Raw genomic sequence first — 22,847 nt, forward strand, 5'->3', positions numbered from 1 at the left:
GCTACCCGTCGTCGCCTTGGTAGGCCATCACCCCACCAACAAGCTGATAGGCCGCGGGCTCATCCTGCACCGCCGGAGCTTTCCACCTTCAGAGATGCCTCCGAAGGTCATATCCGGTATTAGACCCCGTTTCCAGGGCTTGTCCCAGAGTGCAGGGCAGATTGCCCACGTGTTACTCACCCGTTCGCCACTAATCCACCCCGAAGGGCTTCATCGTTCGACTTGCATGTGTTAAGCACGCCGCCAGCGTTCGTCCTGAGCCAGGATCAAACTCTCCGTGAATGTTTACCGGGCTGCGTTTAATTAAAAACTGCCGGTCACACTCGCGTTGAGCGGAACAGCCAGGCGGAATAAGCCCGGCCGTTCACAGCGTCCTCGCTGTGTAATCGCCTACCCGATCCGATACGGACCCGGCAGGACTTTTAAAGGAACCTCATCCATCGAGATGGACGGGGTGTCAACATATCTGGCGTTGACTTTTGGCACGCTGTTGAGTTCTCAAGGAACGGACGCTTCCTTTGTACTCACCCGCAGTGACATTCACTGGGGCTTTCCTCCGGGCGCTTCCCTTCGGTGTTTCCAACCTTACCAGATCCGTTTTCCGTTCCTTCGCTTCTAAAAGAAGCTGCCGGTTCGAATTCCGTTTCCGGACCCCGTTGGCGGGAGTTCCGACTCTATCAGAATCTTTCCGGCCGACTTACATCGGCTTTCCGTTCCTGAAAGGAGTCGAAGCGCTTCGCTCTATGAATTCTATTCACTGGCCGAAGCTGGTCAGATACTACCAGTTGCCGAGGGGGTAGCCCCTCCGTCGCAACCGTTCGAATCTACCTCCCCACTCATCCCGTGTCAACGGTCTTTGTGGGGTGAAGAGAACAGTACCAGGTCCGGCGGGGCTGTGCGCACGCGCCACCACCGCCTGACCTCCCCAAACGCTCATCCGAAGGACGACGGCGGGGTGTCGAGGTCCTCCAGCTCGATGCCGGGGGCCGACAGCACCACGTCCCCGGCGATGTGGACCGTGTGCCGCTCCCCCGTGTCCAGGGCGCTGACCTGGTACTCGTCCACGTCCAGCACCCCGTTGTCAGTGGTGTGCGCTGTCCTGTCGACCAGTGCCCAGGACTGGTCGACGGTGAGGGGGGCGAGGACGGGTGCGGTGAAGGAGACGAGGCGCAGCCGGGCGGCCGGGCCGCCGGGGGTGAGGCGGAGCAGGCGGGCCGTGGCCACGTAGAAGGCGGGGGAGGCGCCCGTGAAGGTGTGGGCGCGGACGTTACCTTCCGTGGCGTGCTCGCCGGTGGGGTCGGTGCGGACCCAGGTGACGCCTTCGAGGGCGGCGCCCCGTACCTGCCAGTCGGCGCTGCGGAGCTGGAGGCGGATGGGGCGGCCGAGGTCGTCGATGGCGAGGTCGACCGAGCCGGCGGGGGTGCCGGCCGGGGAGGTGAGCTGCGAGACGTAGCGCCAGCCGGAGGGGCCGGTGGCGCAATGGAAGGTCTCGTCGCCGAGGGGGGAGTGATCGTGGGGGTCGTGGAGCGAGTAGCGGCCGCGGGGCATGGTGGTGGCGTCCTTGACGGGAATGGGACAGGCCCCCGCCGTGGGGGCGGGGGCCTGTCCTACTTCTACCAGCTGTCGTGCTTCTGCCGGCTGCAGTGGCGGGTGGCGTGGGCAGTGACGGCAGCGGTGGCGGTGTCAGTAGCGGTAGTGGTCCGGCTTGTACGGGCCGTCGACCTGCACGCCGATGTACGCCGCCTGCTCGGGGCGGAGCGTGGTGAGCTTGACGCCGAGGGCGTCGAGGTGGAGCCGGGCGACCTTCTCGTCCAGGTGCTTGGGCAGGACGTAGACGTCGGTCGGGTAGGACTCGGGCTTCGTGAACAGCTCGATCTGGGCCAGGGTCTGGTCCGCGAAGGAGTTGGACATCACGAAGGACGGGTGGCCGGTGGCGTTGCCCAGGTTCAGCAGACGGCCCTCGGACAGGACGATGAGGACCTTGCCGTCGGGGAAGGTCCAGGTGTGGACCTGCGGCTTGACCTCGTCCTTCACGATGCCGGGGATCTTGGCGAGGCCGGCCATGTCGATCTCGTTGTCGAAGTGGCCGATGTTGCCGACGATGGCCTGGTGCTTCATCTTGGCCATGTCCGGGGCCATGATGATGTCCCGGTTGCCCGTCGTGGTGATGAAGATGTCGGCCGTCTCGACGACCTCGTCGAGCGTGGTGACCTGGAAGCCGTCCATCGCCGCCTGGAGCGCGCAGATCGGATCGATCTCGGTGACGATCACCCGGGCGCCCTGGCCGCGCAGCGACTCGGCGCAGCCCTTGCCCACGTCGCCGTAGCCGCAGACGACCGCGACCTTGCCGCCGATGAGGACGTCGGTGGCGCGGTTGATGCCGTCGACGAGGGAGTGGCGGCAGCCGTACTTGTTGTCGAACTTCGACTTGGTCACCGCGTCGTTCACGTTGATCGCGGGGAAGAGCAGCGTGCCGGCCTGCTGCATCTCGTACAGGCGGTGCACGCCCGTGGTGGTCTCCTCGGTGACGCCGCGGATCTCGGACGCCAGCTGGGTCCACTTCTGCGGGTTCTCGGCGAGCGTGCGGTTGAGGAGGGTGAGGATCTGGGCGTACTCCTCGCTGTCGGCCGTGGCCGGGTCCGGGGCCGCGCCGGCCTTCTCGAACTCCACGCCCTTGTGCACCAGGAGCGTGGCGTCACCGCCGTCGTCCAGGATCATGTTCGGGCCGCCGGTGGGCGAGCCGGGCCAGGTCAGCGCCTGCTCCGTGCACCACCAGTACTCCTCCAGCGTCTCGCCCTTCCAGGCGAAGACGGGGATGCCCTGCGGGTTCTCGGGGGTGCCCTCGGGGCCCACCGCGATGGCGGCGGCCGCGTGGTCCTGGGTGGAGAAGATGTTGCAGGACGCCCAGCGCACCTTGGCGCCCAGCGCGACCAGGGTCTCGATGAGGACGGCCGTCTGCACGGTCATGTGCAGGGAGCCGGTGATGCGGGCGCCCGCCAGCGGCTGCGCCTCCGCGTACTCCTTGCGGATCGCCATCAGGCCAGGCATCTCGTGCTCGGCGAGGGTGATCTCCTTGCGGCCGAAGGCCGCCAGCGAGAGGTCGGCGACCTTGAAGTCCTGGCCGGTGGTGGTAGTCATACGGCTGCTCCTCCTGGGGGGCGAGCGGGAGTGATACGTACGGCTGTGCACGCGGTCGGTCAGCGTGGACACGGTCGGTCGCACACTGGTCCCCTGGCCGCAGCGCAGTCCGTCGGAGGCCCTCTCTCCCTCGGCCGGTCCGTCAGTGCGGGCCGCCCGACCGCCATCAGCAGCGACGTCTGGCTCTGGTGCCGAATCTACACCGGGCCCCCGGCCGAACCCCAGCCCCAGTTGCAGGCATTGCTGCCCCGGCGGCCGGTGGGCGGACCGCCGCGTTGGCGGACCGACAGATTCCGGACGCGCCCGTCCCGTCCCACCTGTCCGAGTGGGCATCGGTGCTGCAGGATGCGGAGAGGCGCGAAGGCGCGGGCGCGGTGGCGGCGTCCGTGCGCTGCGGGCCGCGACGAGCTGTGAGGAGAGATCACGTGACGCGTTCGGCCGGGCCCGGTGCCCCCTCGAGCCCGGGAGCGGGCGGACACCGGCTCAGATTGCTTGCCGTGACCGCCTGTCCGACCGGCATCGCGCACACTTATATGGCGGCCGAGAAGCTGGTGCAGGCCGCCGAGGCGCTCGGGCACGAGATCAAGGTGGAGACGCAGGGGTCGATCGGGGCGGAGAACGTCCTGTCCGACAACGATGTCAGGGAGGCCGACGGCATCATCATCGCCGCCGACAAGGACGTCGACCGCAGCCGCTTCGCCGGCAAGCGGGTGCTGGTCGTCGGAGTCGCCGAGGGCATTCACCATCCCGAGCAGTTGATCGCACGGGTGCAGAGCGCGCCGGTGTACGAGGGGCCCGGCGGAGGGGTCGCGGCCGTGGGCCCGGGCGGCGGTGGCGGCCGTCGTGGCGGCGGGGGGCGGAGCGTCGTCTACAAGGCGCTCATGAACGGCGTCTCGTACATGATCCCGTTCGTCGTCGTCGGCGGCCTGCTGATCGCGGTGTCCCTGGCGCTGGGGGGTCACACCACCCCCGACGGGATCGTCATCGACAACTCCTTCTGGCGGTCCGTCAACGACATCGGCTCCATCGGCTTCAAGCTGATGATCCCGATCCTGTCCGGCTATATCGCCTACGCCATCGGCGACCGGCCGGCGCTGGCGCCGGGGGTCGTCGGCGGGTGGATCGCCAACACCGGTGAGCTCTACGGCAGCAAGGCGGGTGCGGGCTTCATCGGGGCGATCGTGACCGGCTTCCTCGCGGGCTACCTGGTGCTGTGGATCAAGAAGGTCCGGGTGCCCCGGTTCGTACGGCCCGTCATGCCGATCATCGTGATCCCCGTCGTGGCCACGACCTCGCTCGGCCTGTTCTTCATCTATGTGATCGGCAGGCCGATCTCGTGGGTCTTCGAGCACCTCACCTCGTGGCTGGGCGGGCTGACGGGTGCCAGTGCCGCGCTGCTGGGTGCGCTTCTCGGGCTGATGATCGCCTTCGACATGGGTGGTCCGGTCAATAAGACGGCCTTCCTCTTCGGGGCGGGGCTGGTCGCCGGGAATCCGGCGGTCATGGGCATGTGCGCGGCGGCCATTCCGGTGCCGCCGCTCGGGCAGGGGCTGGCCACGCTGCTGCGGCGCGGCCTGTTCACCGAGCAGGAGCGGGAGACGGGGCTCGCGGCGCTGTTCATGGGCTTCTTCGGCATCACCGAGGGGGCGATCCCGTTCGCTGCGGCGCGGCCGGCGAGGGTGATTCCCGCGAACATGCTGGGCGGAGCGGTCGCGGGGGCGGTGGCGGGGCTCGCGGCGGTCGGGGACCGTGTGCCGCATGGCGGGCCGGTCGTTGCGGTGCTGGGGGCGGTGGCCGGGGTGCCGATGTTCTTCGTCGCGATCGCCATCGGGGCGGTTGTCACGGGGGTCGCCACGGTGACGCTGATGGCCGTGGGGGCGGGGGCTCCGGCCCGGGTGGCCGCCCCGGTGCCCGTACCGGCCGGGCCCGCGCCGGGGCCCGCCCCGGAGCCCGAGGTGCTGTCCGGGTATCTGACCGAGCGGACCGTTGAGTCGGAGCTTGCCGCAAGGCACAAGGAGCAGGCCATCCGGGAGCTGGCCGAGGTGCTGGCCCGCACCGGAAGGGTGACGGATGTGGACGCGCTCGTCGCGGCCGTGCTCACGCGGGAGGAGCTGGGCACAACGGGGCTCGGTGACGGGATCGCGATCCCGCATGCGAAGACGGCGGCGGTCTCGGCACCGGTCGTCGGGTTCGCCCGGTCCGCCGAGGGGGTCGAGTGGGGCTCCCTGGACGGCACGCGGGCCCGGCTCGTCTTCATGATCGCGGTGCCGGAGGCCGGGGCGGCGGACGAGCATCTGCGGCTTCTTGCGCTGCTGGCGCGGAAGTTGCTCGACTCGGGGTTCCGGGAGCGGTTGCTGGGGGCGGGGGATGTGGGGGCGGTGATGCGGGTGTTGGGGGAGGTCGGGTAGGTGGGTGGGGGGTTCTTTCCCCTGTCCCGCCCCTTCCCGGCTGTATCGATTTGCGGCTCCGCCGTGTGGGGGGGGGGCTCCGCCCCCGGACCCCCGGTCCTCAAACGCCGGACGGGCTGAAATTGCCGCCCGGTGTTGCTGCCGGGTCTTCGCCTGCCGCTGCTGCTTCCTCGCTGTAGATGTCCGGTTCCAGGTAGATCACCCTGGCGATCGGGACTGCCTCGCGGATGCGGGCCTCCGCCTCGTCGATCGCGCGGGCCACCTGGGCCGCCGTGTCGCCTGCGGGGACCGCGATCTTCGCGGCGACCAGGAGTTCCTCCGGGCCCAGGTGGAGCGTGCGCATGTGGATAACGGCGGTGACCGACTTGCCGTCCACCGCCGCCTCGCGGATCCTCGCGACCTGCTCCGGTCCGGCGGCCTCGCCCAGCAGGAGGGACTTGGTCTCGGCGGCCAGCACCAGCGCGATCAGCACCAGCAGCGCGCCGATGCACATGGTGCCGATGCCGTCCCAGACCGCGTCGCCCGTGGCGAGCGTCAGGCCGACGCCGCCGAGGGCGAGGACGAGGCCGACCAGTGCTCCGAAGTCCTCGAGCAGGACCACCGGCAGCTCGGGGGCCTTGGCGGTGCGGATGAAGGAGCCCCAGGACTGTGTGCCCCGCAGCTCGTTCGACTCCTTGACGGCCGTGCGGAAGGAGACGCCCTCGGCGACGACCGCGAAGACGAGCACGCCGACCGGCCAGTACCAGTGCTCCAGCTCGTGCGGTTCCCTGATCTTCTCGTAGCCCTCGTAGAGCGCGAAAACGCCGCCGACCGTGAAGAGCACGATGGAGACGAGGAAGCCGTAGATGTAGCGCTCGCGGCCGTAGCCGAAGGGGTGCTCCTCGCTCGCCTTGCGCCGGGCCTTCCTGCCGCCGAGCAGCAGGAGCGCCTGGTTGCCGGAGTCGGCGACCGAGTGCACGCCCTCGGCGAGCATCGACGACGAGCCGCTGAACGCGAACGCGGCGAACTTCGCCGCGGCGATGGCCAGGTTGGCGCCCAGCGCCGCGACGATGGCCTTGGTTCCGCCTGCTGCACTCATGGGTGCGGGGTGTCCCTTCCGCGCGGCTCCCTCGGGTCACGGTCCGTCATTGTCGCCCACCGTCGCGCGGAAGACCGTGCCCGCGCCGCCGAGCGTGATGCGCTCGCCCGCCCGGGCGAAGGCGGACTCGCCGCGTGCGAGGGGGAGTTCGGCGCCGTCCTCGCCCCGCAGCACGACCGTGCCCGCGACGCACAGCAGGATCTGCGGGCCCTCGGCGGTCAGCGGGCGGGGGGCGGCGCCCGCGGCGAGGACGTGCCGGGAGAGCCGGAACTCCGGGGCCGGGGTCTCGTACACCTCCGCCCCGTCGACGTCGGCCTCGGGGCGCAGCACGCCGGGGGGCGTGGCCTCGAAGCGGACGACCCGGAGCAGTTCGGGGACGTCCACGTGCTTGGGGGTCAGGCCGCAGCGCAGCACGTTGTCGGAGTTGGCCATGATCTCGACGCCGAGGCCCTCGAGGTAGGCGTGCGGCACCCCGGCGCCCAGGTAGAGGGCCTCGCCCGGCTGGAGGCGCACGTGGTTGAGGAGCATGGCGGCGATGACGCCGGGGTCGCCGGGGTAGTGCCGGGCGAGGGAGGCGCAGGCGGCGTACGCGGCCCGGTGCGGGCCGGTGCCCCCGGCGAGCCGCTCGGCGGCGGCCGCCGTGGCCGTCACCGTCTCCGCCATGGCGGTGCGGTCGGCGGTGAGGACGGCGGTGAGGACCTCGCGCAGGGCGGCGTCCTCGGGGTGGGCGTGCAGGAGGTCCACGTAGGGCTTGAGGGCGTCGACGTCGAGGGCGGCCAGCAGGTCGGCGGTGGCGTCGGGGGCGCGGAAGCCGCACAGGCCCTCGAACGGCGTCAGCGCGCAGATCAGCTCGGGCTTGTGGCCGGCGTCCTTGTAGTTGCGGTGCGGGGCGCCGGCGGGGACGCCGCTCGCCTCCTCGCGCGCGTAGCCCTCCGCGGCCTGGTCCCGGTCGGGGTGGACCTGGAGGGACAGCGGGTCGGCGGCGGCCAGCACCTTGAACAGGAACGGCAGCCGGGGGCCGAAGCGGCGCACCGTCTCCGCGCCCAGCTCGCCCTCCGGGTCGGCGGCGATCGCCTCGCCGAGCGGGACCGGGCCGCCGCCGCGGTCGATCCGGGAGGGCGCCCCGGGGTGGGCGCCCATCCACAGCTCCGCCTGGGGCTCGCCCGTGGGCGGGGTGCCGAGCAGCTCGGGGATCGCGGTGGTGGAGCCCCAGGCGTAGGGGCGCACGGTGTTGACGAGGCGGTCCATGGGGGGCGGTTCCTGACTGTCGGAGCGAAGACCCGGCGCCGGCGGGGTGGGGCCCGGGGCACGGCGGCGATCGGCCCTGCCCGGCTTACGGGCTGGTTACGGGCTGGAGGCGAGCGCCAGGTATACGGCGGCGAAATCCGTGATGGCCAGCAGTTCGGCGGCGGTTTCCAGGGGGCTGCAGCCCTCGGTCGCCTCCAGCTCGCTGACGGGGGTCTCGCGGTGGAGGGCGAGTTCCCGGGCGGCGGACGCGGGCGAGGTGACGTCCGGTTCGCGCTCGCGGAGCAGGACGACGCGGGCGTGCAGCTGCAACGCCTCCGGTGCCTCGACCCGGTCCCGGAAGAAGTCCTCGGGGTCGGCCCCGGCCGCGAAGTCCCCGGCCAGCAGGGCGCTGTGCGCGGTGAGCGCCTCGGGCAGCTCGGCGGCCAGCGCGGGGCGGCCGGCGAGCGCGGCGAGGACGGTGGCGAAGCGGCGGCCCGCCGCGGCCGCGAGCTCGCCCTCGGTCCAGATGAGCGGGAGGGTGTCCGCCAGCTCGGCGGCGAGTGTCTTGGCCGGGTTGCTGTAGGTGGCGATCGCGGGGCCGCAGCGCTCGGCGATCCGGTCGAGCCGGTCGGCCAGCGCCTGCAGGGCGGCGGGCGGGGCCTCGGTCAGGCCGATGCGGTCGGCGAGCACGAGCAGCGGGGTGAGCAGCGACCAGAGCGTGCCGGGGCCGGAGGGCAGGACGGCCGCGGACTCGCCGTTCGCCGGCTCGTCGCTCGCCATGGCGGTCTCGTACGGAGTAGTGGTCAGCGGGATCGCCAGGCCGCGGACCTGGGCGGTGGCGTCGGCGAGCGGGGAGCCGGCCGGGGTGACGGTGACCACGGAGCAGCCGCGCCTGTACGCCTGTTCGAGGAGGAGGGCGAGGCCCGGTTCCGTGCCGTCCGGGCTGGCGACGAGCAGCAGGTCGAGCGGGCCCGTCCAGCCCGGGAGCGTCCAGCGCAGGGCCCCCGGGGCGGGGGCCACGCCCGACGGGCGGATCAGGGTGACGGGGCAGGTCTCCCCCGCGAGGGCGACGAGCAGGCCGGCGGTGGAGCCGCCCGCCGGTCCGGGGCCCGCGACGAGGACGGCGCGCGGGCGGCCGTCCGGCTTGAGGGCCCCGACCCCCGCCTCGCCGGCATTGCGGACTGCCGTGCGGACCCGGGCGCCGGATTCGGCGGCGCCGCGGAGCAGGCCGTGGAGGTCGGCGCGGGAGAGGCCGTCGGGGTCATCGAGGAGCGACTCGTCGAACACCGTTGTTCAGCCTCCGATCGGCGGGACGTACGGGTTGCCTGGCGGCATTCCGGGGCTTCCGGCTCAGGCGGGGCGGCGGGCCTCGTCGACGAGGAGGACGGGGATGCCGTCGCGGACCGGGTAGGCCAGGCCGCAGCTCTGGCCCTCGCACACCAGCTCGGGGGTGTCCTCGGAGGCGGTCTCGTCGCGGAGGGGGGCGTGGCACGCCGGGCAGGCGAGGATCTCCAGGAGGCCGGCTTCGAGCGGCATGGGGTTTCCCTTCGGGGTGTGCGGGTCTTCGGGGTCAGCGTAAGCCTTTTGCGGGGGCGGGTGGGGGCGGTGTGCCGCTGCTTGGGCGTGGGCGGGGGTTCCTTTCCCCGATCCCGCCCCTTCCCGGCTGTACCGATTTGCGGCTCCGCCGCGTGGGGGGCTCTGCCCCCAGACCCCCGGTCCTCAAACGCCGGACGGGCTGAATCGGCGCCCGGACAGGCCGAAGATCACGCCCGTACGATCGCCAGGACCTCGTCGCGGAGCCTTGTCACCGTCGCCTCGTCGCGTGCTTCCACGTTCAGGCGCAGCAGAGGCTCCGTGTTCGACGCGCGGAGGTTGAACCACCAGTCGGGGGTGGTGACCGTCAGGCCGTCCAGCTCGTCCAGCCGGGCGTTCTCCAGGCCCTCGTACGCGGCCCTGACGGCCGCCATGCGGTCCGCCTGGTCGGCCACGGTGCTGTTGATCTCGCCGGAGGCGGCGTAGCGGTCGTACTCCCGGACGAGGTCGGACAGCGTGCCCGCCTGACCGCCGAGGGCCGCCAGCACGTGCAGGGCGGCCAGCATGCCGGTGTCGGCGTTCCAGAAATCGCGGAAGTAGTAGTGCGCGGAGTGCTCGCCGCCGAAGATCGCGCCGGTGCGGGCCATCTCCTGCTTGATGAAGGAGTGCCCCACGCGCGTGCGCTCGGCCTTGCCGCCGTGCTCCGCGACGACCTCCGGCACCGACCAGGAGGTGATCAGGTTGTGGATGATCGTCCCGCCGGGGTGCTTGGCCAGCTCCCGGGCGGCCACCAGTGCGGTGATCGCGGAGGGGGACACGGGCTCGCCGCGCTCGTCGACGACGAAGCAGCGGTCCGCGTCGCCGTCGAAGGCGAGGCCGAGGTCCGCGCCCGTTTCGCGGACCTTGTCCTGGAGGTCGACGATGTTCTTCGAGTCGAGCGGGTTGGCCTCGTGATTGGGGAACGTGCCGTCCAGCTCGAAGTACATGGGGACGAGGTCGATGGGCAGCCCGTCGAAGACGGTGGGGACGGTGTGGCCGCCCATGCCGTTGCCCGCGTCCACGACGACCTTCAGCGGGCGGATCCGCTCCAGGTCCACCAGGGAGCGCAGGTGGGCGGCGTAGTCCGCGAGGACGTCCTGCTGCGTGACGGTCCCGGGCACCTCGGCCGGGGCGGGCGCACCGCTCCCGGACCACTCCTCCACGAGGGCGCGGATCTCGGCGAGTCCGGTGTCCTGGCCGACGGGGGCCGCGCCCGCGCGGCACATCTTGATGCCGTTGTACTGCGCGGGGTTGTGGCTGGCGGTGAACATCGCGCCGGGCAGGCCCAGTTGGCCGCTGGCGAAGTAGAGCTGGTCGGTCGAGCAGAGCCCGATCTCGGTGACGTCCACGCCGCGGGCCGCCGCGCCGCGCGCGAAGGCGCGGGACAGGCCGGGCGAGGAGGGGCGCATGTCATGGCCGACCACGATCGCACCGGCGGCGGTCACCTGGGCGAAGGCAGCACCGAACAGCTCGGCCAGTGACTCGTCCCACTGGTCGGGCACCACGCCGCGCACGTCGTACGCCTTCACGATCTGCGACAGATCAGCCACAGCCAACCCCTCCTGGAGTCCGGTACGGGACAACAAACCTACCTGCCGCCCACCGGCCCTCCGGCCACCGCCGAGGACGGGCCGTCAGGAGTCCGGCGAGCGCAGCACCCTGAGGTGGCCTCGGCGGGCGACCTCCATCGGGTCGGCCCCGCGGGCGTTCGGCGTGACCGCGCCGGGTGCGGCGGGGCGCTCCTGCGGGCGGGCGGCCTCGCGCACGGCGTTGGCGAGCGCCTCGAGGTCGTCGCCGCTGGGGCGGGCCGGGCCGTCCGCCACGGCGAGGCGGACGACCTCCCAGCCGCGCGGGGCGGTCAGCCGCTCGGAGTGCTCGGCGCAGAGGTCGTAGCAGTGGGGTTCGGCGTAGGTGGCGAGCGGGCCGAGGACGGCGGTCGAATCGGCGTAGACGTACGTCAGCGTCGCGACGGCCGGGCGGCCGCACGCGGTGCGCGAACAGCGACGTACAGGGCTCACGAGGTTGGACGGTACCGCACTCTTGAGCGGGCCGCGACGACTCACCCCCGGCTCACTCCTCCGTGTCGTCCCGGTTCGTCCGGTGGACGCCGTTCCCGAACGGCCTGGTGGCCCTGTGTGGACCCGGGGTGCGGCACGCTCGGCAACGAAGAAATCTGTCATCACCAGGTACACATAGTGTCATTCGGGATGCGAGGGCCGGTCCGGCAGGTGGCTGTAATTGATCGCATAGATGACCGGAACGTTCAACGAGCGACATGCCGGGAGATGCCCCACTACCGCGTGCACAGGGCCGGACGGCGGATACCCTCGGCAGTGATGGACAGCCCCGTACCTCCCCCAGCCGGCCCCGGGGGCGCCCCCGGCCCGACCGGACCGCGACCGCGTCACCGCGACCGCCACGGACGCGGCATGCGCGGACCCGTCGCTCCCCCGCAGGTGCCCCTGTCCGCCAGCCGGGCCGAGGCGTTCGTCGACCTCGTGCAGGACTCCGCGGAACGGCTCGAAAGGCGCTGGCCGCAGCTGGCGGCGGTGGATTTCGTCGTCCGCGACGTGCCGGAGCCGGCCGACGCGGGCGGCGGCGCCCGGGACACTCTGGAGGCCCTCTTCGACGGCGAGACGGTGCCCCTCGGCCGCTACGTCGCCGCGCACGGCGAGGAGCCCGACCGGATCGTCGTCTACCGCCGTCCGGTGGAAATCCGCGCCAAGACGCGTGACGAGCGTGCTCTGCTCGTCCACGAAGTGGTGGTCGAGCAGGTCGCCGAACTCCTCGGTCTTGCACCCGAATCGGTGGATCCGCGGTACGGGCAGGACTGACCGCGGGACCGGCCGGGGGGTGCCCGGCTCAGTCGTTCAGCAGGGACAGGTCCTGATCCGCCTCCGGCACGGCCACCGTCGACCGGTCGTCCGGAAGCGGCTGGATCGTGAACATCGGGACGCCGTCCTTCGGCAGCGCGAGCATCCGGGAGGCGTGCACCGGGCCGCCGGAGACCTTCTCCACCGTCAGCGCGTAGGCGCCCTTGCCGCCGTCCGGCTGTGGCGGCTCCACGGCCAGCGTGGTGCCGCCCTTGACGGTATAGGTCTTGGTGACCGGGCTGCCGCCCTCGCTGCCCGCCGACGCCGTGACCCGCACCTGGGCGTCCTTGCCCGGGGCCACCAGGGACAGCGTGCTGCCCTTGTCGCGGTTGTCGGCGACCGTGCCCCGCCCCTCGATCGCGGGCGTGGCGGCGATGAACGCCGTCTCCTGCTTGTCGTCCTTGCCCCGGGTGACGCGCACCGCGGCGACGACCGGGGCGCTGCCGCGCCCGGCGGTCAAGAGCAGGGAGCCCGCCTCCCCCTTGGCGACGTCGCCAAGGTCCACGGCGGCCGTCATGCCGCTCTTGATGTGCAGGGACTCGTGCCCCGCCGGGGTGATCGCGCTGTTCGCCCCGGCGAACCGCAGCTTGACGTCGGCGTCGTCCGTCCCCGTCGCGAAGGCGACGAGGCGTACGGAGGTGGCGTCCGCGGGGATGCCCGGCAGCACCAGCTCGGATCCCGTCTCGGCGGAGGGCGGCAGCCAGTCGCCGCCGAGCTTCTCGTCGGAGGCCTGCACGGCCGCCCCGACCCGGCCGGAGCGCGCCGCCACGTGCACGGTGAGGTCGTCGGCCGGGGTGTCCGTCAGGGTCGACAGCAGCACCGCAACCGTGGAGCGGGCCGGCACGCCGACGCCCTCTCCCGTGGCCGACTTGATCCGGCCGCTCGGGCCGTACAGCTCCAGGTCGACGACGGCCGCGGCGTTGTCCGGATTGGTCAGGTGGACGTAGTCCTGGCGGCCCTTGGCGGTGCTCGCGCCCGGGAACCAGAAGGAGGTGTCGGGCGCCGCGCAGCCGGTGCCGTGCAGCCCGCGGCCGCTGCCCGCGCTCACGGTCGTGGTCTGCTGCACGGACCAGCCGGGGGCGAGGGGGCCGTCCGCGGTGCCGATGAGGGCGGGGGCGTCGGAGCGGTCCGTGGTGGCGGTGACGGGCTTGCCGGGATCCTTGAGGGAGAGGACGGGCTTGCCGGGGTCCGGGGCCTCGCTCTTCTTCTCCGGACCCTTCTTGCCGTCCTTGCCGTCCTTGGCGTCCTTCTTGGGGTCGGCCTTCACCGAGCCGCCCGCGGGCATCAGATCCGCCGCGGCGGCCTTCGCGGCGCCGCCCTTCGAGGGCGGCGTGAACGCCGTGTAGGCCGTGTCGGCCACGTCCGAGGTCGTCGGCACCGGGCACACCAGCGTGGACCGCTGCACCGGCTGCCGCGCCGCCGTCCGCGCGCCCGTGCCCGAGCCGCCTCCCGAGGGCGGGTTGAGCGCGGCCACGCCCGTGACGACGGCGAGTGCGGCCGTGGCGGCGAACAGGGACAGGGTGGTGCGCTTCACTGCTGCTGGCTCCCGTCACGGTGGGGCTGGTTGTCGTAGTGCTGCTGCGGGCCGTAGCCGTACGGGTCGTACGCGCCGCCGGGGTAGGGGTCGGCCGGGTACCCGCCGTCGTGGCCGGTGCCGTCGTGACCGTACGCGCCGGGGTACTGGCCCTGCTGCTGGTGCTGCTCGTACGAGCCGTCGTAGCCGGAGGCGGCGTCGTGGCCGGCCTCCTGGTACGGCTGCTGCGCCGCGTAGGCGTCGTACCCCGGGTGGCTTCCGTACCCTCCCGTGTCCCCCTGTTCCCACTGGCCGTACTGCTGCTGGTGCGGTACGGCCGCGTAGGGATCGGCGTCGGGTGCGGTGGGCTCCTCGTAGGGCGCGCCGTACGGGGCCGCCTCGTACGGATCGGCCGGGGGCGCGGGCGGAGCGGCCTGCTCCGGCACCTTGGCCCCGGCCTCGGCCCCGGCGGCCGCCCGCAGTCTGCGGGCCCGGCGGCCCTCCCCCGGCGCTTCCGGCGCGGCGGGCTGCGGGCCCGCGGCGGGCGCGGCGGCCTCCGGGAGGTCGTCGTCGACCTCGCGGCGGCGGCCGGGCAGCGCAAGCACCACCAGGACCAGCGCCAGCAGCCCCTGGGCCCACAGCCACACCGTGCGGCCCACCGGCGTCTCGTACGTCAGCGCCAGCTTCCCGCCCGCGGCGGGCAGCTCGAAGCCCTGCGCCCAGCCGTCGACGGTGACGGCCTTGAGCGCCTTGCCGTCGAGCGTGGCCCGCCAGCCGGGCGCGGCCTTGTCGGCGAGCCGCAGCACCCGTCCGGCCGGTCCGCCCGGGATCTTCGTGTGCGCCGTGACCGGACCGGCGGCGACGGGCACCGGCACGGCGCTCCCGCCGTCCGCCCCGTCCTTCCGGGACGTTCCGCTGACGATCGTCACCCGGGCGACCTGCCGGTCGACCCGCCACAGCGAGCTGCGGTCCTCCTGGCTGAGCCGGGTGAGGCCGGGGGTGGCGTCCAGGGTCCGGGACATCTGGCGGGGGGCGCTGTCGCGCACGAGGACGTAGCCGACGGCGTAGTCGCCCAGCCGGCCCGCCTGGTCGGCGCCGGAGCCCGCGACGAGGTTGGCGACCACGGCGTCGAGCCGCTTGTCCCGCCCCGCCGCGGCCGTGGTCTCGGCATCGCCCAACCGCGCGCCCGAGCCCCTGACCAGCACATAGCCAACGCGCCCGGAGTCCCCGCCCAGGACCAGGGTCCGGGCCTGGTCGCGGGTGCCGGCCTCCTCGGCGACGAACGCCGGGACCTGCGCCGCGTCGCGCCGCTCCAGCGGGCCGCGCGCGCCGGAGACCGTCCAGGTGACGGCCGCGACCAGCGGGGCCGCCCCGGCGGCGACGGCGATCAGGCCGGCGACGGGCTGCCGCCAGCCGAAGCTGCGGGCCGCGACCCGCTCCCGGGCGCCCTCGGCGCCCACGGCGGCGGCCGCGATCAGGGCCAGGCCGTAGACGAGGGTGGCGGGCCCGGCCCAGGACCGGCCGTTGGCGAGCACGGCGCAGAGCAGCCCGGCGAGGGCCACCGCCCATGCGGCGCGCACCGCGAGCTGCCGGTCCTCGCGCAGCAGGGCGGCCAGCGCGGCCAGCACCACGCCGGTCAGCAGCAGCATGCCGAAGGTCTTGGGGCCGCCCGGGTCGCCCGTCAGCAGCTGGAGCGCGGAGGCGGAACCGTGCCCGCGGTCCAGCCCGGCCTCGGCGAGGAAGCGGCGGGGGTCGGTGAACAGCCCGAGCGACCAGGGGGCCAGGACGAGCAGCGGGGTGCTCGTCACGGCGAGCAGCCGCGGCCCGTGCACGGCGAGCCGCCCGGCGCCGCCCTGCACACAGCGCAGCACCAGCACGCCGGCGCCCAGCACCGCGGCGAGCGGCCACACCACCGGGGTGAAGGCGGTCGCCACGGTCAGCAGCAGCGCGTACGCCCAGCAGGCCCGCCAGGAGGGGCGCGCGTCGGGGGCGCGCAGGCCACCGGCCGCGACGGCGGCGCGCGCCATGAGCGGCAGCAGGACGGCCAGCACCGCCGTGCCCAGCCGGCCGGTGGCCAGCGCGCCGGTGACGGCGGGCAGGAAGGCGTAGGCGACGCTCGCCCAGGCGCGCAGCACCCGGGAGGACACCAGCGGGCGCGAGGCGAAGTAGGCGGCGAGCCCGGCCAGCGGCACCGAGCAGACCAGCAGCAGCGTGAGCGTGAGGCCGGTCGAGCCGAGGAGGAGCGTGGCCAGCGCCGCGAGCACCGCCACGTACGGCGGCGCGCCCTCGGTGGTGCCGACCCCCACCGGGTGCCAGCCGCCGGTGTAGGCGGCCCACAGGGCGGAGACGTGGTCGGGCACGGGCAGCAGGGCGCCGCCGGAGAGCGCGCCGCCGCCGAACAGGCCGCGGCAGGCGACGGCCGAGACGAGCAGGAGGAGCGCGAAGAGGACCGGGGCGGGCTTGCGGGCGATGCGCTTGAGCCGGGCGAACTGCTCGACGTCCAGGTAATCGGCGTCGTCCCCGCCCGGCCCGGACTCGACGGCTCCGTGGCGACCGGCGGAGGAGAGCCCGTCGTCCGCCCGGCCGCCGAAGTGGCCCGCGAGCTGTTCGAGGGTGGCGCGCACGGTTGCGCCGGGCGGCGGGAAGAGGGGGCGCAGGTCGCTCGTGGGGACGGACGGCGCGGCCCTTCTCTTGCGCGCCGCGCGGATGCGGCCGGGGCGCAGGAGGACGCCGACGAAGCCGGTGAATTCGTCGAGCGCCTGTCCGGGGGCCTTGCCGACGAGGTAGCCGAGGGTGCGCAACAGGGTGCCGAGGACGAGCCGGAGCATGACGTACGGCAGGAGCCCGCGGCGGGTGTTGGCCAGCAGGGTGTAGACGGCGCCGGCCTTGTCGACGCGGTGCGGGTCGGTGGGCCTGCGGCCGGCGCAGTCGACGGGGCGGCGCTCGCGGGAGGCGGCCTCGGCGTGCCGCAGGACCGCGTCGGGGGCAACGAGCACCCGGTACCCGGCGGCCTGGGCGCGCCAGCACAGGTCGACGTCGTCGCGCATCAGCGGCAGCCGGGCGTCGAAGCCGCCGAGCTGCTCCCACACGTCGCGGCGGACGAGCATGCCGGCGGTGGAGACGGACAGCACGGACCGCACCTGGTCGTGCTGGCCCTGGTCCTGCTCGCGCCGCTCGAGGCCGGTCCAGCGGCGGCCGCTGCGGGCGATGGAGACGCCCACCTCCAGCAGCTGCCTGCGGTCGTACCAGCTGCGGAGCTTGGGCCCGACGACGGCGGCATCCGGCTCGGCGTCGGCGACGCGCAGCAACTCGTGCAGGGCGCCGGGCTCCGGGGCGCAGTCGTCGTGCAGCAGCCACAGCCACTGGACGGGCTCCAGGTCGGCGCGGCCCTGGCCGTCGGGTTCCTCGGCCCAGGTGCGGCCGACGGGGTCCCAGCCGCTGGAGCGCCTGAGGTAGGGCAGGTCGTCGGCGGTCTGCACCGGTGCGCTGCGGACGGCCTCGTCCACGGCCGTGCCGAAGCCGGCCCGGCGGGCGAGGTGCAGGACGCGCTCGGCGCCGAGGGCCTCGGCGAGCAGCCGGCGGGAGTCGTCGGCGCTGCCGGTGTCGGCGGCGACGGCGTACTGCACGGGCCGTTCCTGGCCCAGCAGGCCGGAGAGGGCGTCGGGCAGCCAGCGGGCGCCGTCGTGGGCGACGAGCACGGCGGTGACGACGTGGCGGGGGAACGCGGGCAGCGCGGGGGTGGTGGGGTCGAACATGGCAGGTGCGGGCCCCGGTTCAGTGGAGACTGCAGTGGACGTGTGAGCGCCGCTCCGGAGGGCGCGGGACCCCTTGAGGGGCGCAGCGCGCCGGGAGGGCGTCGGTACGTCCCGGACGGGCCCCCACCCTAGTGGCTGTGAACACAGCGGTCCGCCTCTCGCTTGCGGGGCGCGAGAGGCGGACCGTGCGGTATGAATCGCGCTGTGGGGGTGGGTGGAGCGGACAGTCCCTCAGTCCCCTTGAGTGGCCCTGGACAAGACATCTCGTCAGATCGTGACGCCGGTCTCAGACCGCGGCCTTCTTGAGGCGGCGGCGCTCGCGCTCGGACAGACCGCCCCAGATACCGAAGCGTTCGTCGTTTGCGAGGGCGTATTCAAGGCACTCGGAACGGACTTCACAGGCAAGGCAGACTTTCTTCGCCTCACGTGTGGATCCGCCCTTTTCGGGGAAGAAGGACTCGGGGTCGGTCTGAGCGCACAACGCGCGCTCCTGCCAGCCGAGCTCCTCGTCCGCCTCCTCGACCAGCAGTTGCTGGAACAGCTCGGTCATGTGCGCCCCTCGTCTGTCATTGCGTCCCCGTGTGCTGCCGCTGTCAGGTGCGGCAGAACGACACGAGTGAAATTACAAGTGTGCCGATCCGGGGCAGTCAAGCCGGGATCTGCTATTGGGCCCCTTATTCACTCTGCGGAACCAAGGGCGAGCGTAAAGTTGCCAAACCACCACAAGAGTGGACACATCCCCCACTCGCCACAAGCGCCCCGTCTCCCCCTTCTCCAGGGAGTGACGTCACGCGCGGCGATTCCGTTGCACGCACGCCTGCAGGCATGCCTGCCACGCACGTCTGCACGCACATCTGCGCGATACCTGCACGCACGTCACGCCTGCGCCGCATTCGCACACACGGGACCCACTCGCGACCCCATGTTTACGGGGCCGATCGCTGCGCGGATGTCCGCACACCCCGGTGCGCAAACGTTCCACAGCACTCTGTAACCGGAAGAGTGAGATATTGCCACCAAAACAGACATCCAGTTGACACGGGCGGCGTCCAGCCGGTCTCCTTGTGCGCATGTCCGCGACCTCCCTGCCCCTGGCCGTCGCCATGGGAAGCCTCAGCCTGACCCGTGCTTTCGGGTCCCGCTGTGCTGTTCAGGCTCGCTGTCGCTGTTCCAGCTGTTGATGCGTCGACGACCGCTCCGCTCCAGCTGACTTCTCCGCACCACTCCGCACCACGCCCTTTTTGCGCCCGGCACCGGCCGCTTCGCCGGAGCTTGGTGCCTCCGCGTACCTTCCGCGTACCTTCCGCCGAGGAACCCCGCCCATGAACAGCGACGTCCAGATCGCCGGCGACCCGCTCGCCATCCCGCACCTGATGCCGCCGCCCCCCGCCCACCCCACCACCGTCGCCGAATTCGCCGGCCTGGCCCGTGCCGTCGCCGCCGACACCGACGCCTGGGCCCCGCTCGTCCGCTACGACGCCCTCAGCCGCTGGTACCACCGGCTGCACACCGGCCCCGGCTACGAGGTGTGGCTGCTCAGCTGGGTGCCCGGCCAGGGCAGCGGGCTGCACGACCACGGCCGCTCCTCCGGCGTGCTGACCGTGCTGCGGGGCGAGCTGTCGGAGCGCCCGGCGCAGGGCGGGCGGCGCACGCTGGGGGCCGGCGCCCAGCGCGTCTTCGCGCCCGGCTACGCCCACGAGGTCGTCAACGACTCGCTGGAGCCCGCCGTCAGCCTGCACGTCTACTTCCCCGGGCTGACCGAGATGCCGATGCACAAGCCGAGCGGCTGCGCGGTCCGGGCCTCCGTTCCCACGGCGGCGCAGTAGGCGACGCAATAGGCAGCGCAGGAGCAGGACCGCTCTTCAGCCCCGTAGCCGGCGGCTGACAGACTGCAGCCATGCAGCGCATTGTGGTTCTGGCCGGCGGTATCGGCGGCGCCCGCTTCCTCCGCGGGCTCAAGGCAGCAGCTCCCGACGCGGAGATCACCGTCATCGGCAACACCGGTGACGACATCCATCTGTTCGGCCTCAAGGTCTGTCCCGACCTCGACACCGTGATGTACACCCTCGGCGGCGGCATCCACGAGGAGCAGGGCTGGGGCCGGGCCGGGGAGACCTTCGCCGTGAAGGAGGAGCTGGCGGCCTACGGGGTCGGGCCCGAGTGGTTCGGGCTCGGCGACCGCGACTTCGCCACCCACATCGTCCGCACGCAGATGCTCGGCGCCGGCTACCCGCTCAGCGCCGTCACGGAGGCGCTGTGCGCGCGGTGGCAGCCGGGCGTCCGGCTGCTGCCGATGAGCGACGACCGGATCGAGACGCACGTGCTGATCGACGACCCGGACGGCGGGGACGGCGCGCGCCGGGCCGTGCACTTCCAGGAGTACTGGGTGCGGCTGCGGGCCTCCGTGCCCGCCCACGCGATCATCCCGGTGGGGGCCGAGCAGGCGAAGCCCGCGCCCGGGGTGCTGGAGGCCCTCGCGAACGCGGACGTCGTGCTCTTCCCGCCGTCCAACCCCGTGGTCAGCGTCGGCACGATCCTCGCGGTGCCCGGGATCCGGGAGGCCGTGACCGACGGCGCGGCGCCGGTGGTCGGGCTCTCCCCCATCGTCGGCGGCTCGCCCGTGCGCGGCATGGCCGACAAGGTCCTCGCCGCCGTCGGCGTCGAGTCGACGGCCGCCGCCGTCGCCCGCCACTACGGGTCCGGGCTGCTGGACGGATGGCTCGTCGACTCCGTGGACGCGGCGGCCGTCGGCGAGGTCGAGGCGGCGGGGATCCACTGCCGTGCGGTGCCGCTGATGATGACCGACGCGGAGGCGACCGCGGCGATGGCCCGCGAGGCGCTGGCCCTGGCCGAGGAGGTACGGGCGTGAGCGCGGCGCCGGGGTACCGGGTCTGGGCTCTGCCCGGCATCCCCGAGGTGCGGCCCGGGGACGACCTGGTGAAGCTCGTCGTCGCCGCGGTCACGGCCGAGGGGGCGCAGGGCCTGGCCGACGGCGATGTCCTCCTCGTCACCTCGAAGATCGTCAGCAAGGCCGAGGGAAGGATTCTGCGGGCGGACGACCGCGAGGCCGCGATCGACGCCGAGACCGTACGGGTCGTCGCGCGCCGCGGCACGCTGCGCATCGTGGAGAACCGGCTGGGGCTGGTCATGGCCGCGGCCGGGGTCGACGCGTCCAACACCGAGGCCGGGACGGTACTGCTGCTGCCCGAGGACCCGGATGCCTCCGCCCGGCGGCTCCGGGAGGGCCTGCGGGACGCGCTGGGCGTGGACGTCGGCATCGTCGTCACCGACACCGCCGGGCGCCCGTGGCGCAGCGGGGTCACGGACTTCGCCATCGGTGCGGCGGGGGTGCGGGTCGCGGACGACCTGCGCGGCGGCGTGGACGCGTACGGCAACCCGCTCGTCGCCACCGTCGTCGCCACCGCCGACGAGCTGGCCGCCGCCGGGGACCTCGCGAAGGGCAAGTCCGGCGGGCTGCCGGTGGCCGTGGTGCGGGGCCTGTCGCACGTGGTGCGCGCGGATGCGGACGACCGGGGTGCGCGCGAGCTGGTGCGGTCCGCCGCGGACGACATGTTCCGGCTGGGGACCTCGGAGGCGGTGCGGGAAGCGGTGACCCTGCGGCGGACCGTGCGGGAGTTCACCGACGACCCGGTGGACCCGGGCGCCGTGCGGCGGGCCGTCGCGGCGGCCGTCACCGCGCCTGCGCCGCACCACACGACGCCCTGGCGCTTCGTCCTGCTGGAGTCGGCCGAGTCGCGCACCCGGCTGCTCGACGCCATGCGGGACGCCTGGGTCGCGGACCTGCGGGCGGACGGGCGCTCGGAGGAGAGCATCGCGCGCCGGGTGCGCCGGGGCGACGTCCTGCGGAAGGCGCCGTACCTGGTGGTGCCGTGCCTGGTGATGGACGGCTCCCACACGTATCCGGACGCGCGGCGGTCGGCCGCGGAGCGGGAGATGTTCGTGGTGGCGGCGGGGGCGGCCGTGCAGAACTTCCTGGTCACGCTGGCGAGCGAGCGGCTGGGGTCGGCGTGGGTGTCCTCGACGATGTTCTGCCGTGATGTGGTGCGGGATGTGCTGGGGCTGCCGGAGGGGTGGGACCCGATGGGGGCGGTTGCGGTGGGGCGGGCGGCGGCGCCCGCGCCGACGCGGGCGGCGCGTGATGCGGAGCAGTTCGTGGTGGTGCGGTAGGGGGCCTGCGGCGCCTTTCCCCACCCCGCCCCTTCCCGAAACCGGGGGCTCCGCCCCCGGACCCCCGGTCCTCAAACGCCGGATGTGCGGCTCCGCCGCGCGGCCGCGCGAAGCGCGGTCCCGGGGTCTGGGGCAAAGCCCCAGTTCGGGAAGGGGCGGGTAGGGGAAAGCCCCGCAGGGCCCCTACATCCGCGTGAAGTCCCGCACCGCGAAGCGCGGCGCCCGTCGGGGCGGGACAACCCCGCTCAGCAGGATGAGGCGGCACGCCCGGTGGCGTTGGCCCGCGTAGGGGGCCAACAGGCCGAGCATGCCCTCGTCGTCCGTGTCCCGCACGCCCGTCAGCGCATAGCCGACAATGCGCGGCAGGTGCAGATCCCCCACGGTCACCGCATCCGCAGAACCGTTGCTCCGCTGCAGCGTCTCCGCCGCCGTCCACGGCCCGATGCCCGCCACCGCCTGCAGGCGCGCCGACGCCCGCGCGTCGTCCATCGCCGCCGCCTCCTCCAGGCGGGCAGCAACGCGCACCACCCGCAGGATCGTCGCCGAGCGCTTGGCGTCCACGCCCGCCTTGTGCCATTCCCAGGAGGGGATGAGGGCCCAGCCGCGGGGGTCCGGCATGACCCGCATGCGGGGCGCCGGGCCCGGCGCGGGCTCGCCGTGGCGCGTCAGGAGCAGGCGCCAGGCCCGGTACGCCTCGTCGCTGGTGACCTTCTGCTCGAGGATCGAGGGGATCAGCGACTCCAGGACCAGCCCGGTGCGGGCCAGCCGGAGGCCGGGGTTGCGGCGGTGGGCCTCCTGCACGAGGCGGTGCCGGGGGGTGAACGCGCCGGGGTCGTCGTCCGCGCCGAGGAGCGCGGGGAGCCGGTCCAGGAGCCAGTCCGCCCCGGGGCCCCACGCCTCGGCCTCGACCCCGCCCGCGCGGGCGGTCAGGTGGAGCGTGCCGGGCCCCTCCGGGGTGCGGCTGGCGCGCCAGACCGAGCCGTCCGCATCCACCCGGTACGCGGGGTCGCCGGGGCCGCGCGCCAGGACGCCCAGCGTGCGCCCCAGGTCGTACGGGCCCGGCGGGGCCCACGTTCGGATGGCCATCCGGCCAGG

Annotated in this window: 17 protein-coding genes and 1 rRNA gene (1 of these 18 only partly in view); 5 read left to right on the plus strand and 13 right to left on the minus strand. The window is 73.3% G+C overall.

Translation table 11 applies throughout. From position 1 onward, the window contains the following. The 3 genes from AC1Z4A_RS11790 to ahcY form a co-directional block, all read right to left on the minus strand. Positions 1-282, minus strand: a 16S ribosomal RNA gene (locus tag AC1Z4A_RS11790); it reaches 1,242 nt to the left of the window's first position. A 651-nt stretch (positions 283-933) separates the two neighbouring features. Beyond that, positions 934-1,548, minus strand: coding sequence for a hypothetical protein (locus AC1Z4A_RS11795; RefSeq protein ID WP_483678013.1), 615 nt, complete (start codon positions 1,546-1,548; stop codon positions 934-936). 135 nt (positions 1,549-1,683) lie between these two features. Then, entirely contained in the window at positions 1,684-3,138 is a 1,455-nt protein-coding gene (gene ahcY, locus AC1Z4A_RS11800; RefSeq protein WP_483678015.1) for an adenosylhomocysteinase, read from the minus strand. A gap of 425 nt (positions 3,139-3,563) precedes the next feature. Between ahcY and AC1Z4A_RS11805 the strand changes: the two genes are divergently transcribed. Next, positions 3,564-5,546, plus strand: a complete 1,983-nt coding sequence (locus AC1Z4A_RS11805; RefSeq protein WP_483678017.1) for a fructose-specific PTS transporter subunit EIIC — start codon at positions 3,564-3,566, stop codon at positions 5,544-5,546. A 100-nt stretch (positions 5,547-5,646) separates the two neighbouring features. On the opposite strand, the gene AC1Z4A_RS11810 is transcribed toward AC1Z4A_RS11805, so the two are convergent. The 6 genes from AC1Z4A_RS11810 to AC1Z4A_RS11835 all read right to left on the minus strand — a co-directional run bounded on the left by AC1Z4A_RS11810 (position 5,647) and on the right by AC1Z4A_RS11835 (position 11,486). Then, positions 5,647-6,624 carry a cation diffusion facilitator family transporter gene (locus AC1Z4A_RS11810; protein WP_483678019.1) on the minus strand — a complete coding sequence of 326 codons (978 nt, stop codon included), beginning with the start codon at positions 6,622-6,624 and terminating at the stop codon, positions 5,647-5,649. Between the two features lie 36 nt (positions 6,625-6,660). Next, positions 6,661-7,872, minus strand: coding sequence for a mannose-6-phosphate isomerase, class I (manA, locus tag AC1Z4A_RS11815; RefSeq protein WP_483678021.1), 1,212 nt, complete (start codon positions 7,870-7,872; stop codon positions 6,661-6,663). A 96-nt stretch (positions 7,873-7,968) separates the two neighbouring features. Beyond that, the gene (locus AC1Z4A_RS11820) at positions 7,969-9,138 is read right to left on the minus strand and encodes an SIS domain-containing protein (RefSeq protein ID WP_483678023.1); all 1,170 of its coding nucleotides are present in this window, start codon (positions 9,136-9,138) and stop codon (positions 7,969-7,971) included. 63 nt (positions 9,139-9,201) lie between these two features. Continuing rightward, entirely contained in the window at positions 9,202-9,387 is a 186-nt protein-coding gene (locus AC1Z4A_RS11825) for a Trm112 family protein (RefSeq protein WP_483678025.1), read from the minus strand. Between the two features lie 227 nt (positions 9,388-9,614). Next, the gene (locus AC1Z4A_RS11830) at positions 9,615-10,973 is read right to left on the minus strand and encodes a phosphomannomutase/phosphoglucomutase (RefSeq protein ID WP_483678027.1); all 1,359 of its coding nucleotides are present in this window, start codon (positions 10,971-10,973) and stop codon (positions 9,615-9,617) included. An 84-nt stretch (positions 10,974-11,057) separates the two neighbouring features. Then, positions 11,058-11,486 (minus strand): DUF3499 domain-containing protein, encoded by a 429-nt coding sequence (locus AC1Z4A_RS11835; RefSeq protein ID WP_483678029.1) that lies wholly within the window; start codon positions 11,484-11,486, stop codon positions 11,058-11,060. A 273-nt stretch (positions 11,487-11,759) separates the two neighbouring features. Here AC1Z4A_RS11835 and AC1Z4A_RS11840 point away from each other — a divergent pair, with 273 nt between their 5' ends. Beyond that, on the plus strand, positions 11,760-12,257 hold the full coding sequence (locus AC1Z4A_RS11840) for a metallopeptidase family protein (RefSeq protein WP_483678031.1): 498 nt from the start codon (positions 11,760-11,762) through the stop codon (positions 12,255-12,257). Between the two features lie 28 nt (positions 12,258-12,285). Here the strand turns inward: AC1Z4A_RS11840 and AC1Z4A_RS11845 are convergent, their stop codons facing one another. The 3 genes from AC1Z4A_RS11845 to AC1Z4A_RS11855 form a co-directional block, all read right to left on the minus strand. Continuing rightward, positions 12,286-13,830 carry a DUF5719 family protein gene (locus tag AC1Z4A_RS11845; protein WP_483678033.1) on the minus strand — a complete coding sequence of 515 codons (1,545 nt, stop codon included), beginning with the start codon at positions 13,828-13,830 and terminating at the stop codon, positions 12,286-12,288. Continuing rightward, positions 13,827-17,564 carry a glycosyltransferase family 2 protein gene (locus tag AC1Z4A_RS11850; RefSeq protein ID WP_483678035.1) on the minus strand — a complete coding sequence of 1,246 codons (3,738 nt, stop codon included), beginning with the start codon at positions 17,562-17,564 and terminating at the stop codon, positions 13,827-13,829. Before AC1Z4A_RS11850 ends, AC1Z4A_RS11845 begins: the two co-directional genes overlap by 4 nt. Positions 17,565-17,850: 286 nt before the next feature. Continuing rightward, positions 17,851-18,114: a WhiB family transcriptional regulator gene (locus tag AC1Z4A_RS11855; protein ID WP_004952403.1), complete on the minus strand. Its 264-nt coding sequence runs from the start codon at positions 18,112-18,114 to the stop codon at positions 17,851-17,853. A gap of 772 nt (positions 18,115-18,886) precedes the next feature. Between AC1Z4A_RS11855 and AC1Z4A_RS11860 the strand changes: the two genes are divergently transcribed. The 3 genes from AC1Z4A_RS11860 to AC1Z4A_RS11870 all read left to right on the plus strand — a co-directional run bounded on the left by AC1Z4A_RS11860 (position 18,887) and on the right by AC1Z4A_RS11870 (position 21,752). After that, positions 18,887-19,390 carry a cysteine dioxygenase gene (locus AC1Z4A_RS11860; RefSeq protein ID WP_483678043.1) on the plus strand — a complete coding sequence of 168 codons (504 nt, stop codon included), beginning with the start codon at positions 18,887-18,889 and terminating at the stop codon, positions 19,388-19,390. 71 nt (positions 19,391-19,461) lie between these two features. Next, a complete protein-coding gene (gene cofD / locus AC1Z4A_RS11865; protein WP_483678045.1) occupies positions 19,462-20,433 on the plus strand; it encodes a 2-phospho-L-lactate transferase in 972 nt (323 codons plus the stop codon). Next, the gene (locus AC1Z4A_RS11870) at positions 20,430-21,752 is read left to right on the plus strand and encodes a coenzyme F420-0:L-glutamate ligase (RefSeq protein WP_483678047.1); all 1,323 of its coding nucleotides are present in this window, start codon (positions 20,430-20,432) and stop codon (positions 21,750-21,752) included. The genes cofD and AC1Z4A_RS11870 overlap by 4 nt, the downstream gene beginning before the upstream one ends. Positions 21,753-21,935: 183 nt before the next feature. Here AC1Z4A_RS11870 and AC1Z4A_RS11875 read toward each other — a convergent pair whose 3' ends face one another. Then, complete coding sequence (locus AC1Z4A_RS11875; protein WP_483678049.1) at positions 21,936-22,838, minus strand: DNA-3-methyladenine glycosylase family protein; 903 nt, start codon at positions 22,836-22,838, stop codon at positions 21,936-21,938. Positions 22,839-22,847 lie beyond the last annotated feature (9 nt).

Source organism: Streptomyces sp. 17_S59, assembly GCF_056930295.1.